Origin of the sequence: Sphingobacterium lactis (genome assembly GCF_011046555.1) — a bacterium.
Classification (GTDB): domain Bacteria; phylum Bacteroidota; class Bacteroidia; order Sphingobacteriales; family Sphingobacteriaceae; genus Sphingobacterium; species Sphingobacterium lactis.
This window is the reverse complement of sequence record NZ_CP049246.1, coordinates 46,395-60,294: the sequence shown is the minus strand read 5'-3', so window position 1 is coordinate 60,294 and position 13,900 is coordinate 46,395. Positions and strand designations below refer to the sequence as shown.

Annotated in this window: 10 protein-coding genes; 4 read left to right on the top strand and 6 right to left on the bottom strand. The window is 44.1% G+C overall.

Annotation, left to right across the window (positions count from 1 at the left end; genetic code table 11):
* Positions 1-4: 4 nt before the first annotated feature.
* Both ispG and G6N79_RS00265 read right to left on the bottom strand, forming a co-directional pair.
* Positions 5-2,011, bottom strand: a complete 2,007-nt coding sequence (gene ispG, locus G6N79_RS00270; RefSeq protein ID WP_103907643.1) for a (E)-4-hydroxy-3-methylbut-2-enyl-diphosphate synthase — start codon at positions 2,009-2,011, stop codon at positions 5-7.
* A 29-nt stretch (positions 2,012-2,040) separates the two neighbouring features.
* Complete coding sequence (locus G6N79_RS00265) at positions 2,041-2,952, bottom strand: LiaI-LiaF-like domain-containing protein (protein WP_103907642.1); 912 nt, start codon at positions 2,950-2,952, stop codon at positions 2,041-2,043.
* A gap of 208 nt (positions 2,953-3,160) precedes the next feature.
* On the opposite strand from G6N79_RS00265, the gene G6N79_RS00260 reads away from it, so the two are divergent.
* The 3 genes from G6N79_RS00260 to G6N79_RS00250 are packed head-to-tail and all read left to right on the top strand — an operon-like array spanning position 3,161 to position 5,619.
* Positions 3,161-3,895 carry an MlaE family ABC transporter permease gene (locus G6N79_RS00260; RefSeq protein WP_103907641.1) on the top strand — a complete coding sequence of 245 codons (735 nt, stop codon included), beginning with the start codon at positions 3,161-3,163 and terminating at the stop codon, positions 3,893-3,895.
* Between the two features lie 6 nt (positions 3,896-3,901).
* Positions 3,902-4,675: an ABC transporter ATP-binding protein gene (locus tag G6N79_RS00255; protein ID WP_103907640.1), complete on the top strand. Its 774-nt coding sequence runs from the start codon at positions 3,902-3,904 to the stop codon at positions 4,673-4,675.
* Positions 4,676-4,719: 44 nt separating this feature from the next.
* Positions 4,720-5,619: a class I SAM-dependent methyltransferase gene (locus G6N79_RS00250; protein ID WP_234993272.1), complete on the top strand. Its 900-nt coding sequence runs from the start codon at positions 4,720-4,722 to the stop codon at positions 5,617-5,619.
* Positions 5,620-5,933: 314 nt separating this feature from the next.
* On the opposite strand, the gene G6N79_RS00245 is transcribed toward G6N79_RS00250, so the two are convergent.
* The 4 genes from G6N79_RS00245 to G6N79_RS00230 form a co-directional block, all read right to left on the bottom strand.
* Positions 5,934-7,784 (bottom strand): acyltransferase family protein, encoded by a 1,851-nt coding sequence (locus G6N79_RS00245; protein ID WP_103907638.1) that lies wholly within the window; start codon positions 7,782-7,784, stop codon positions 5,934-5,936.
* A 115-nt stretch (positions 7,785-7,899) separates the two neighbouring features.
* Positions 7,900-8,742: a formyltetrahydrofolate deformylase gene (gene purU, locus G6N79_RS00240; protein ID WP_103907637.1), complete on the bottom strand. Its 843-nt coding sequence runs from the start codon at positions 8,740-8,742 to the stop codon at positions 7,900-7,902.
* 50 nt (positions 8,743-8,792) lie between these two features.
* Positions 8,793-10,685, bottom strand: a complete 1,893-nt coding sequence (locus tag G6N79_RS00235) for a DNA topoisomerase IV subunit B (RefSeq protein ID WP_103907704.1) — start codon at positions 10,683-10,685, stop codon at positions 8,793-8,795.
* A gap of 385 nt (positions 10,686-11,070) precedes the next feature.
* On the bottom strand, positions 11,071-11,571 hold the full coding sequence (locus G6N79_RS00230; protein WP_103907636.1) for a cupin domain-containing protein: 501 nt from the start codon (positions 11,569-11,571) through the stop codon (positions 11,071-11,073).
* A gap of 110 nt (positions 11,572-11,681) precedes the next feature.
* Here G6N79_RS00230 and G6N79_RS00225 point away from each other — a divergent pair, with 110 nt between their 5' ends.
* Positions 11,682-13,877: a helix-turn-helix domain-containing protein gene (locus G6N79_RS00225; protein ID WP_103907635.1), complete on the top strand. Its 2,196-nt coding sequence runs from the start codon at positions 11,682-11,684 to the stop codon at positions 13,875-13,877.
* Positions 13,878-13,900 lie beyond the last annotated feature (23 nt).

Sequence of the window (13,900 nt, the reverse complement as noted above, 5' to 3'; positions counted from 1 at the left end):
TGCACTAAGCATTATTTTCTTCAACCCACATACCATCGGATTTTATGATCTCAATCAGTTCGTCCAAGGCTTTTGCAGATGTCACGTTTCTTTTCACGACTTCCTTTCCGCGGTATAGCGTGATCTTGTCCGGTCCAGCACCCACATACCCGTAATCGGCATCTGCCATTTCTCCAGGTCCATTCACGATGCAACCCATGATACCGATCTTCAGGCCTTTCAGGTGGTTGGTCCGGCTGCGGATCATTTGCGTTGTTTCCTGTAGGTCAAACAACGTTCTTCCGCAGCTTGGGCAGGAAATATATTCTGTTTTCGAAATTCTTGAGCGTGTAGCCTGGAGGATACCAAAGGATACGGAAGCAATTTTATCCGTAGGTGTCGCTACGGAATCCAGCCAGATTCCAGATCCCAATCCATCCACCAACAGCGCCCCAAAATCTGTAGCCGCGTACAGTTGGATCTTTGAGATTGGCTCTTCCGGATTCATATCATCGCCAATAGGACCTGAGAATTCCGAAGCAGGGTAGGTCCTTTTCAGGATCACCGGGCAATCAATGCCGATCTCCTGAAGGTTGGCGAAAAACTGGCGTTGGTCAGCCATGCCATGGATGTGATCGGTTTCCAAAAGAAAAACAACCGTTTTGTCGAGCTGAAGATTTGCAAAGACATCCGACGTGAGCAGATCATTGCTGAGGTATATCAGATTCATCGACGGATCTTTCAATTCGGCAGTTTGGTATTGCGCTAAGGTATAGATCGGGTGAATATTGGTCTTATTCTCCAGTTTCAACCATGTATCGTAATTATACAGCTGTTTCAGGTTCCCAGGCATAGTAAACGAGGGAAGGGAATCACCGAGGTAAACAAAATCTACCGATTGATCACCCATATGATACTTATCCAGTACAGCATCGTATTTATAACCCACATCACTCAGGATAAATGGATCTTTTAAATTCTTTTGGGATATATCCACGATAATTCGTGGGACCAAGGAACCGCCAATAAAAGCATTCACTTCTTTGGAAACGTATGCTTCCGTTGGCTTGGTCGGTGCCAATTGTATGATTTCTCGTTTCGGAGCGGTTTCAAGCTGTGCTGCCCGTTTGCTGTAGCGATTGACAAGAGCAATTGCCACGGGAGCTTCTTTCTCCGGTTCTTCCGTAAGGGAAACACGTACCGTGTCGCCTAGGCCATCTTCCAAGAGCGTTCCAATGCCGACCGCAGATTTTATCCGGCCGTCTTCACCATCTCCTGCCTCCGTAACACCGAGGTGTAGGGGATAGTTCATATTCTCGGCCACCATTTTTTCCACCAATAGGCGGTAGGCTTGCACCATGACCTGCGGATTGGATGATTTCATGGATACCACCAAGTTGTAATAATTGAGATCTTCACAGATCCGCATGAATTCCAATGCCGATTCCACCATTCCTTCCGGTGTATCGCCGTAGCGACTCATGATGCGGTCGGATAGGGAGCCGTGGTTGGTCCCAATGCGCATGGCCGTACCGTATTCCTTGCAGATCTTCACCAATGGGGCAAACTTCTTGTATATACGGTCCAATTCAGCCTGATAGGCTGCATCGGTATAGTCAATTTGATCAAATTTCTTTTTATCGGCGTAATTTCCGGGATTGACGCGAACCTTTTCAATCAGGCGCGCAGCTACCTCGGCAGCATTTGGCGTAAAATGAATATCCGCCACCAAAGGCACGTGGTATCCTCTGGCAACAAGTTCCTTCTTGATGTTCGCCAGATTCTCTGCTTCCTTAATGCTCGGTGCTGTTATGCGGACATATTCACAGCCGGCGTCCACCATACGGATAGTCTGCTCTACAGAACCTATCGTATCCATGGTATCAACCGTTGTCATGCTCTGAATTCGGATGGGATTGGATCCCCCCATGGGGATATCACCAATCTTCACCTCGCGGGTAACGAATCTTGAATAATCTACCTTCGTGTTGCAATAGCCACCTGCAAGTGTTGTTATGTCCTTACTTTCCATTTGGAAACAAAGTTAGCTATTTTTGGAAGTTAATAACGTAAGATGGATAATGAATTTGCAGCGCCCGCTACAGAGATGACATATTTGTTACCCGTGGAATCAAAGTTTTTTGATTTGCGATAACCATCACCCACGACATCCACATCTTCATATTTGTTGTTGGAAAAGATCGCGTCGGTTTCCACACTGCATGCAGCACCTTTTGGCAGGTACAGGATGACCTTCGAAGCGGCCGTGTTTACTTCAATTTTGGATTCGCCCAATGTTGGCGCCGGAAGGTGGATATCCAACGAACTCGCTCCTGAATTCACTTCCAGGTTTTTAAGCTTGCTGGCTCTGAAATCGCCAGAAATCGCAGCCGCACCCACATTGAATTCCAGGTCCCAGATTGGTTTTTGGTTTATTGTTACATTTATCAGGCTGTTGTTGTATTTGTTGTTGCGGACTTTGCTATTCAGCTCCATCTTCACATGTTCGTTGCCCTTGCTCTCTAGATTGAGGGAGGACTGAGCTTGGGTAGCTTCGGCCAGCAATAAATCGGAACCTTCGCCTGCCGTCTTGAAGGCATATTTCGAAGCGCCGCCATTGACCGTCAATTTTGCGGTCTCTACGGGCCCATCATACGTACGGTTCACTTTTTGGGTGAATGGTCCAGCCTTGTCGGAATTGTCATTGGAGAACTGGACATTGTCTAGGAAACGTTTTTCACTGGTCATGCCCTGATAGAAGATTATGCCACACAAAAGCAGGTTCGCACCGATGATTACCGGCTTGCTGAAAGGCTTGTTCTGCATCAGCAGACCAATACCAATGGAGACCAAGAGTAGCGGCCACAATTGCAGAATACCGTAGAAGTTGAATTCAATAATGTTGAAGTTGTGCAGCAGGAACACCAGTCCCGCAAATACCAACCATATACCCGTAGTGATTTTATTGTTCATTGTTTGTTAGCTTTGTTGAATCAAAACTAGTACGATAATACAAATTAATATAAGCAAAATAGGTTTAACCATTCATTTTTTCGGTAAATCAATTAGTTTTGTCGGTGAAAAGCGCGTCAATTATTTGTATCTTGAACTGCTTCAAAACATTTTTGAACGGATTTGGTTAAAATTATTGACAGTAAATAAATTGTAAGAATACCAACGTATGATATTTTTTTATTTTGGTGAATACCTCTTGTTATTGAAAAAGGTTTTCCGCAAGCCGGAAAAGTGGAAGATTTACCTCAAGGAAATTTTCCATGAAATGACAGAGATAGGCGTGGGGTCGTTGGGCTTAATCGTTATCATTTCAACATTTATCGGTGCCGTTATGACGATGCAGATCGCCTTTCAGCTGGTATCCGATTTGATTCCAACTTCCGTAATCGGGCAGATCAACAGGGACTCCAACATTTTGGAATTGGGGCCTACCATTTCTGCGCTGGTACTGATGGGGAAGGTAGGGTCGTCCATTTCTTCACAGATCGGCTCCATGCGGGTAACCGAACAGATTGATGCCCTGGAAATTATGGGGATCAATGCTGCGGGCTATCTTATCCTGCCGAAGGTAATCGCAGGGCTCATCATGGTTCCCGTTCTGGTTATCGTAGCGATCAGTTGTGCGCTTGTCGGCGGTTTGCTGGGGGGCTCTCTATCTGGAGCAGTTACTCCCGATGATTACATCGAGGGTATCCGGGGTGGATTTAATGGTTTTACGATGGTAGTGGCTATGGTCAAAGCTACTGTGTTTGGATTTATAGTGACCTCCGTACCGGCCTATAAAGGCTTTCATGTCCGTGGAGGAGCACTGGAAGTCGGGCAGGCAGGAACCCGCGCCGTGGTGATCGGCTGTATCGCGATCCTCGCATGTGACTATTTAATCACTGCATTAATGCTGTAAAAATTTATGATTGAAGTAACGAATATACATAAGGCCTTTGGCGATAATGTGGTGTTGGATGGAATCGATGCCATCTTTGAGCCGGGCAAAGTCAGTTTGATCATCGGAGGTTCCGGATCGGGGAAAAGTACGCTGCTCAAATGCATCGTCGGTTTGCACGAACCGAACCAGGGGAAAGTTTTCTTCGATAAGCAGGAATTTACGCGTATGGATTTCGAGGAAAAGGTCCCTATCCGAAAGGAAATCGGGATGCTGTTCCAGAACTCTGCACTCTTCGACTCCATGACCGTGGAGCAGAACATCACCTTTACGCTCGATATGTTCACGGATATGTCCAAAGCGGAAAAGGTCGAACGGGCAAATTTCTGTCTGGAACGGGTGAACCTGGCCGGAAAGAATGATCTCTATCCTGCCGAACTCTCCGGAGGGATGAAAAAAAGGGTCGGCATTGCGCGCGCCATCAGCATGAACCCCAAATACCTCTTCTGTGATGAACCGAACTCCGGTCTTGATCCGGCTACATCTATTCTAATCGATGAATTGATTCAGGACCTGACCGAAGAATATAAATGTACCACGGTCGTGGTTACCCACGATATGAACTCCGTAATGGGGATTGGTGACTACATCCTGTTCCTATATAAGGGGAAGAAATATTGGGAAGGATCGAATCAGGATATGCTGAAATCGGATAACAAAGAATTGAACGATTTCGTCTTTGCGAGTCCATTAATGAAAGCGGCCCGTGAAACCCTCAATGAGGATAAACGCCAAGCTTAACGCTTATTGATCGAATTTTCTATCTTTGCAGAAAAATATACGTCTTGAATAACAATACCCAAATACAACTTCTTACGCCGCAGCATTGGAAGGACTACGAACTGATTGATTGTGGTGACTTTGAAAAGCTAGAGCGCTTTGGCGACTTTATCCTTATTCGTCCGGAACCACAGGCTGTATGGCCAAAGGCATTGGGCGATGCGGAGTGGAACAAACGCTACCACATTAAGTTCAAGGGAAGGTCCGCAACTTCGGGCGATTGGTTAAAGAAAAATCCGAAATCGGCAGATCGCTGGCATATTACCTATAAGAACGACGATGTCGCCATTCGGTTCCGACTGGGACTAACCTCCTTTAAACATGTGGGTATATTTCCTGAGCAGGCCGTCAACTGGGATTACATCTCGGAATCGGTGAAGGGTTTCAAGACTGAAAACCCCAAGGTATTGAATCTTTTTGCCTATACGGGTGGTGCCTCCCTGATCGCGAAAGCGGCAGGTGCCGATACTACGCACGTGGATTCCATCAAACAGGTCGTAACCTGGGCGAATGAAAATCAGGAACTCTCAGAAATCTCCAATATCCGTTGGGTCGTGGAGGATGCGCTCAAGTTTGTAAAACGCGAATTGAAACGCGGCAATACCTATAACGGTATTATCCTGGATCCTCCGGCGTATGGCCATGGACCTAAAGGTGAAAAATGGAAGCTGGAAGATCATATTATGGAAATGATGCGCGATGTTGTGCAACTCCTGGATCCGAAGGAGCATTTCTTAATACTAAATACCTATTCCTTGGGTTTCTCCTCAGTAATCGTTGAGAACCTGATCAGAACTTCCTTCCCGCAAGTGGAAAACCTGGAAATCGGTGAGCTGTACCTGCAGGCGACTGCCGGACCAAAGTTGCCATTGGGTGTTTTCGGGAAATTCCGGAAATTCGCTTAACTGATAAAATGATTTCCTTGCTGTTTACAGCATGAAATTCCTATAAAGAACAAAATAGCCATCGAGAGATGGCTATTTCTGTTTTCATAGGTAGGTATTAAAGTATTACACATCGTGGGCTAAAGATGTGACAGCTTGGCTGTCCGTAAATTCGATTGCCCAATTGTTTTGCGGAGCAATCGACAAGGAGAGTCAATCCTTGTTTTTACATCCGCAAATAGCAACTTTTTGTTGAATTAGAAAGTAATGGGAGAGGTTGGAAATTGTGATTGTTGTCACAACTCTATATATCTAAATATACGGACTTCCGACCACTAAAGAATTTTTCTGGATTTAAGTAAATCGATTATTTGATCAGCTCCAAGTTCTGTTAAATGGTTCGAGTCAAACATATAAGGTGTATTCGTGGATTGATCTAATTTCTTTAAACCATTTAGATCATAAAGGTCGATATACCTGTCTTTTGGTATTGCCCCTTTCATAAGCTCTTTTAATTCTTCTGTTTCTTTATCAACATATTTTTCTTCTATTACTTGATCACTTATTTCTTTTCCTAAGCAAATTCTACCATAATCTACGGAGTATGATTCAGTTTGTCCGATGAAATAAAAATTCAAGTTCAAAGATGCTAGTTTACTTGCTAATTCTTTTAAATTTTGCACCAACTCTTCTTCGGTATAGTTTAAGTAATTTCGCATTGGGAGATGGATAGAAATAAGAATTAAGTCTATATTTTCAGCATTTTTAGGTATGAATTCTGTCAATGTTTTTTCCATTAACTCTGCAGGTTGAGGTTCTCCCTTCGTTGGTACAAAAGGAAATGTGAACCCTGCTGAAACCTCCAATAGATTTTGGTTTGGGGAGAGCTTCTTTCTAATGGATTTGGAATATTGTGCTGCATGGCTATCTCCAATTAACAAGATGTTTTGCTTTTCAGGAATGATTTTAAGGCAATTCTGGTAATCATATACTTTCTCTTCTGAAGTAATTGTTATAAAACATCCATTTGATTTGAAATGATTTTCAATGTCATAAACAAGTAGGTTTTTAAATTTATTATCAATAAAACGAATGTTTTCCAACGAGTTGTTATTCGCTAGGAATATTGCAGCAAACGAGAATATTAGTACCGTGACATAGGAGAGACCTAGTACAGGCAACTTAGATAGGCGCCGTTTTCTTTCTATAAATTCATACGATAATATTGCAAAAATTATAGAAACTAATAGGCCGATGATTTTATAATTTGTGTCTGTTAGGTTGTATGAATGTATAAGAACAAATATTGGCCAATGCCAGAGATACAGTGAATATGAAATGTTACCACAGTATTGAATAATTTTATTTTTTAAAAATTTGGGCTCTACATTCAAAAAAATAATTCCAGCGGTCGCAAATGTGGGAATGACGGTATAAATTGATGGCCAAGTTGTTTCTTCATTCAAGTACATAATAGAAGTAATCAGGATGGCTGTAGAAATGAGAAAGAGAAAATTCTTTAGAACTACAGGAATTTTACCAGATTCTTTTTCAAAGAAAATTAAGATACCTCCCAACAACATTTCCCATGCTCTTGTAGGAAACATATAAAAATTTATTGTTTTATACCCGTTAGATGCGTATATACATAAAAGAAAGGATATAATAGTTATGCCAAGATAACTGAATAAGAGTTGACGGGCATTATCCTTAAATATGGTCTTTAAAATAATGATAAATACAGGAAACAAAAGATAAAATTGCCATTCAACAGAAAGAGACCAGCTATGTAAAAAGATATTATACTGTGCGGTAGTTGCAAAATAATCTTGATTGAAATAGTAGTAAAAATTTGAGGTAAATGTTAGGCTTGCAATAATTTGTTTTATATTTTCAATCAGTTGATTTTCAAAAAAGAAAAATATAGAAATCAATAATATGAAAAGCGAAACAACTATTAGTGGAGGGACGATCCGGACGATTCTTTTTCTGATGAAATCTAAGTAACTGAATTTTCCATTTTCATAGCTAGAGAAAATAATCTTAGTCATTAGAAATCCTGATATAACGAAAAATATATCAACACCTATAAAACCTCCATCAAAAAATGGAATCCTAAAGTGATAAAAAAAGACTGCTAAAACGGCTATTCCACGGAGATATCCTATATCGTACCTAAATTTCATCGAAAAAATAGTAATTCAGTTAATAATCAAAATTTAGGCAAAATTAGATAACCAATCCCAAATTTATTTAGTTGTTATGATTGACCTGAAAATTTGTAGAACAATGACTATTCTTCTACTTAAATACAATCGTCCTATTTCCATGCAGCATCACGCGATCCTCCGTCAATAGCTGAATTGCGCGGCTGAGGACGGCCTTTTCGATTTCCATTCCTGCGGTTCGCATGTGGAGCACATCGTAGCTGTGATCAATGGATTTGGTGTTCTGAACGATAATTGGGCCTTCATCAAGGTCATCGGTCACGAAATGTGCCGTAGCGCCGATAATCTTTACACCACGATCATGCGCCTGCTTGTAGGGATTTGCACCGATGAAAGCAGGTAGGAAGGAGTGATGGATGTTGATCAGTTTCCCTTTGAATTTCGCAACGAATGTTGGCGAAAGAATGCGCATGAACTTGGCCAGGATAATGTAATCTGCGGGATATTGGGCAATGGTCTGCGCCAATTCATCTTCAAATTCCTCTTTGCTCTTCTGTTCATGGCTGATGTAATGAAAGGGGATGTCAAATTTTTTGCTGAACTCCTGCAGGTTATCGTAATTGCCAATGACGGCCACAACCTCCGCCTGCATGGTCTGGAAGTAGTTGCGGACCAGGATATCGGCGAGGCAATGGTGCTCTTTGGTTACCAACAGGACAAGTTTCTTGCGCAGGTCCGGGTTGACCATCACAAAAGCCTGTTGCGGCAATCTGCTTTCCAACGCCTTTTTGAGTACATCCTTATCCGTAAGGTCCCCCGTACAGACTACGCGTACAAAGAATTTCCCTTTTTCTTCATCAACAAACTCACGCATGGTGACAATATTGAGGTCATGGGCGGCAAGGACATTGGAAATTATGGCGACAAGGCCAACGGCATCCTGACATTGGATCAGAATCAAGGTTTGATTGTTCATGTTGGTTAGGTTGAAAATCAGGAGCGGGGTTTTGCCGCTCCTGATTTGGTTTAAACGGCTTCTTGAACCGCTTCGATTTCATCGTTTGCTTCAGCTTTCGCTTTCTCCGCGATATCCTCAATATCCAGCTCTACACGGAGGTTATTGACGATATGGTGCTGCCTGTCGGGTGTATTCTTGCCCATGTAGTATTCCAGCATCTGTGGAAGCTTATTTTCCTTAGATAAGATCACTGGCTCTAGGCGCATATCTTCCCCGATGAACAAGCCGAATTCAGATGGCGAGATCTCACCCAGTCCCTTGAATCGGGTGATCTCCGGTTTGCCTCCTAATTTGGCTATCGCGCGGATGCGTTCTTCATCGGAATAGCAATAGATGGTTTCCTTCTTGTTGCGGACACGGAATAGTGGAGTCTGCAAGATCATCACATGACCCGCTTTGACCAGGTCAGGGAAGAACTGCAGAAAGAAGGTCATCATTAACAAGCGGATGTGCATTCCATCCACATCGGCATCCGTTGCAATTACGATATTGTTGTAGCGGAGACCTTCGATGCCATCCTCAATATTCAGGGCGTGCTGTAGCAGGTTGAATTCTTCGTTTTCATAGACGATCTTTTTCGTCAATCCATAGGAGTTCAGCGGCTTTCCTTTCAAACTGAAGACAGCCTGGGTCTGTACATCCCTGGATTTGGTGATCGATCCGGAAGCGGAATCCCCCTCGGTAATGAAAAGGGTAGTTTCCTGGTTGCGCTCGTGCTTATCGCTAAAATGGATCTTGCAATCCCGCAATTTGCGGTTATGTAGCGATGCCTTCTTGGCTCTTTCGTTGGCCAGTTTCTTTATACCGGCGATGTCCTTACGCTCGCGCTCCGATTGGAGGATACGCTTTTGCAGGGCTTCAGCCGTTGCAGGATTCTTATGGAGATAATCATCCAACGCTTTCTTGACAAAATCGTTGATGAACGTCCGGACGGTAGGACCTTCCGGTCCGACACTCTGCGAACCCAATTTCGTCTTGGTCTGCGATTCGAACACCGGTTCCTGAACCTTAATGGCAATGGCGCCAATAATGGAAGCCCGCACATCCGATGCATCAAATTCCTTTTTGTAGAACTCGCGGATCGTCTTCACGACAGCTTCCCGAAATGCGGCTTGGTGGGTACCACCCTGGGTGGTATGCTGTCCATTCACGAAGGAATAATATTCCTCGCCATATTGCTGGCCGTGGGTCATGGCAATCTCAATGTCTTCTCCACGCAGGTGGATGATCGGATAACGCATGCCTTCCGTATCGACATTCCGCTCCAAAAGATCCTTAAGGCCGTTTTCGGAAATGAATTTTTGCCCGTTGAAGTTGATGGTTAAGCCCGAGTTCAGGAACACATAATTCCAGATCATGTTCTCTACGAATTCCAAGCGGTACTTGTAGTTCTTAAAGATGCTGTCGTCCGGATAAAAGATGACTGCCGTACCGTTGCGCTGGGTCGTTTCTTTCTGCTCGTCCGATACCAATTCTCCTTTGCTGAATTGGGCGATACGTGTTACATTTTGACGGTAGGATTGGACCGAAAATTGGTTGGACAAGGCGTTCACCGCCTTGGTACCCACCCCATTCAAACCTACCGATTTCTGGAAAGCCTTACTGTCGTATTTACCTCCCGTATTGATTTTCGATACCACGTCCACGACGGAGCCAATGGGAATACCACGGCCATAATCGCGGACACTGACTTTATTTTCATTCACGGTGATATCGATAATCTTTCCCGCACCCATCACAAACTCATCGATGGAGTTGTCGACCACCTCTTTCAACAGGACATAAATCCCATCGTCATAGGCAGATCCATCCCCCAACTTACCGATATACATCCCCGGACGCAAACGAATATGCTCTTTCCAGTCCAAGGACCGTATACTATCTTCATTATATGTACTCATAAAATATCCAAGATAATTGAACCATCGCAAAAATATAAAAAAGTTAATCGACTTTTGCACAACACTTTTGCACAATTCGGTCACATTGCGCGTGGAAAAGATGGAATATGGCTGGTTTTGTAGGGAATACAGCACATTGGAGATGCAAATGAGCCAAGCCAATGAAAGGTGGTTTTCCACATTATCGGTAGTTATTAGCTATTTCACGTGAAATATTTTATTAAACCCTTTGGCTATGAGTATGTTTTGGTTAAATAAATGGAGAATGTAAAACAAAAAAAAGTGGCCTGTTAGGGCCACTTTGTAAAATGTTATGCATCCATCACCTGAACGGCTTATTTTTGCGAATCCCGTTCAAACAGCTTTGGAATTTTGATGTATTGGATTATCTACCGAAATCATCTTGTACACGAACGATATCGTCTTCATCGGAAGGGTTTCCGGCGTCCGTGTGCTGCCAGATTTCCGCAACAACACCATAGGAGCCTAGACCGACCAAACGATGTCTCTCGCCTTGAACCAGACGGATAGAATCGCCTTCCTTCAAGATCTTCAATTCATGTTCCTCATCTGTATCGCTGGTCACCACGCCAACCTCGCCACGAATCACACGCCAAATTTCCGCTCTACGGTGGTGATACTGCCATGATAGACGCTTGTTCGGGCCGACAACCAAAACTTTTGGGCTCAATTTGCCCGAGATCTTTAAATCCTGGACATCAAGTCCCTCAAAATATGCGTTGGCAAACTCCTGTGCCTGATCTTCATTGATAACAAAGAAACCGCCCCAAGGTCTATTCTGATCCTCACTTTCAATCTTAAAACCTTTCTCGGTCAACTTTCCTTCTATCTCTTGAAATAATTCGCTTTTATCAATATATGTCATGGTAACTGTGTTTAACTAATGTGAAGATAACATAAATTTAAATCAAATCAAACGATGTCAAAACGCTAACCAATGATTTGGCTTATATTTGTACAAATTGTAAGATCCTTATGTCAACTTTCGATACACAGAACGATATTTTTGCCAAAGCCGTTGCCTTCGTGAACCAAACCCAACAACCGGTCTTCCTAACGGGAAAGGCAGGGACGGGAAAGACCACATTCCTCAAATTCATCCGGGAAAACAGTTATAAGAAGATGGCGATTACTGCCCCTACGGGTGTTGCAGCCATGAATGCAGGTGGGACAACCCTCCATGCACTGTTCTGGCTACCGTTTGGTGTTTTTGTGGAAGATTATCCCTTGCAATGGGAGGACAAGGATCAATTTATCTACAATAAACACCGACTTTTCAGCACCATTAAGCTGACCAAGAACCGTCGTGCCATCCTTCAGGAGCTGGAGCTGTTGGTTATTGATGAGGTTTCCATGGTCCGCGTGGACACTTTGGATGCCATCGATGTGATCCTGAAAAGCGTGCGCCGGGATATGCGACCGTTCGGTGGGGTACAGGTGCTCTTCATTGGCGATCTCTACCAATTGCCACCAGTCGTGCAGGATCGGGAATGGCAGGTCCTCAGGAATTACTACACCAGTCCCTTTTTCTTTGATGCAAAGGTATTCAAGCAGCAAACGCCGATATTGATCGAGCTGAAAAAGATCTACAGGCAACAGGACAATACGTTTATCGATATCCTGAATAAGATCCGGAACAACGAAACCATGCAGGAGGATCTCGATAAGCTGAATGCACACTATCAGGAGAACTTCGTCGCTCCAGCAGGGGAACAATACATTACCCTGACCTCCCATAACCGGCTGGCGGATACCATCAACCAGGAAAAACTGGCCAGTCTGGATACCAAGCTGCACCAGATCAAATCCATTGTGAAGGATGACTTTTCAAATGGGCTGTTTCCTGCGGAGGAGAATCTGCAGTTGCGGGTCGGTGCGCAGGTCATGTTCATCAAGAACGATGTGGGGGAGGAGCGCCGCTATTTCAACGGCAAGATCGGGACGGTAAAGGAAATCAATCTGGACAAGCATCAGGTCATTGTTTCCTTTCCGAATGAGGAGGATGACGTGGAGGTGAAGCGTGAGACCTGGGAGAACATCCGCTATTCCTACAACAAGGGAGAAGACAAGATCGAGGAGGAAGTGATGGGGACCTTTTCCCAATTTCCGCTGCGGTTGGCATGGGCTATCACCATCCACAAGAGTCAGGGATTGACCTTTGACAAGGCGATCATTGACGCAGGGACCTCGTTTGCCGCAGGGCAGGTGTATGTCGCATTGAGTAGGCTTCGCGGACTTGAGGGCTTGGTGCTGCGCTCCAAAGTACCTTCCTATGCCATCCGGACGGATGCCCAAGTGGTTAATTTCATGAAGCAGATGGAAGCAATGGGCGACCTAGATCCAATCCTGCAGGAAGCACAGCGTAGATACCTTGGGCAGATTCTGTTGCAGAGTTTCCGTTGGAACACCATGTGCGAAGAATTAGCGCTGCTGATCGAGGAGCAGGAAAATAAAAAGATTGAAGGCAAGGAAGAGGCATTGGAGGTATTGAAAGCTATCCTGAGCAAGTTGCGTGCACAGGAGCAGGTTGCAAACAAGTTTATCACCCAACTCTACAAAATGTTGGGCCAGGCCGAAGTGGATTACGAGAAGATCTGCGAACGTTCCAAGGCTGCGGTAAGTTGGTTTATCCCGACCTTCGAAAAAGAGTGTCTACAGCCGCTGGAAGCCCATATAGAAGCTTGGGTCATCAAGAAGAGAGCCAAGAAGTATATTGCTACGCTGAAGAGTATCCTGTTGGACTTTAAGCGGAAATTTGAGCAGTTGAAGCATAGCCAGACAATTGCTGAGGCTTTGAATAAATCGAGTGATGAGCTGACAGCGGAACTGTTGCAGTGGAACAAACCCAAGGACGATATCGTGTCGGAAGACGATGAGAAGGAACGTGATACCAAGCAGATCAGTTTGGATATGTTCATGGATGGGATGGATGTGGAGGAGATCGCGCAAAAGCGGGATATGGTCGTCGGTACGATCTATGGACACTTGATCAATTTCATCGGTTCCGAAATCGAAGCTACGGATCTGATATCGCCCGAAGAATTGGAATCGATTGTTACGGTATTGGAGAAGAATCCTGGCGCTTCCGCGACGGAGGTCAAAACTTTGTTGAACAATAAATCGGACTATCCTCAAATCCGTATCGCGCAAAAACATCTGGAAATTAAGTAGTTGTGTTGGCTTGTTTCGAATAG

What these genes read in the sequence shown, in the direction of transcription:
- G6N79_RS00265 (WP_103907642.1), bottom strand. Translation starts at nt 2,952, where the DNA reads ATGAACAATAAAATCACTACGGGTATATGGTTGGTATTTGCGGGACTG.
- G6N79_RS00245 (WP_103907638.1), bottom strand. Translation starts at nt 7,784, where the DNA reads ATGAAATTTAGGTACGATATAGGATATCTCCGTGGAATAGCCGTTTTA.
- G6N79_RS00230 (WP_103907636.1), bottom strand. Translation starts at nt 11,571, where the DNA reads ATGACATATATTGATAAAAGCGAATTATTTCAAGAGATAGAAGGAAAG.
- ispG (WP_103907643.1), bottom strand. Translation starts at nt 2,011, where the DNA reads ATGGAAAGTAAGGACATAACAACACTTGCAGGTGGCTATTGCAACACG.
- G6N79_RS00225 (WP_103907635.1), top strand. Translation starts at nt 11,682, where the DNA reads ATGTCAACTTTCGATACACAGAACGATATTTTTGCCAAAGCCGTTGCC.
- G6N79_RS00255 (WP_103907640.1), top strand. Translation starts at nt 3,902, where the DNA reads ATGATTGAAGTAACGAATATACATAAGGCCTTTGGCGATAATGTGGTG.
- G6N79_RS00235 (WP_103907704.1), bottom strand. Translation starts at nt 10,685, where the DNA reads ATGAGTACATATAATGAAGATAGTATACGGTCCTTGGACTGGAAAGAG.
- purU (WP_103907637.1), bottom strand. Translation starts at nt 8,742, where the DNA reads ATGAACAATCAAACCTTGATTCTGATCCAATGTCAGGATGCCGTTGGC.
- G6N79_RS00260 (WP_103907641.1), top strand. Translation starts at nt 3,161, where the DNA reads ATGATATTTTTTTATTTTGGTGAATACCTCTTGTTATTGAAAAAGGTT.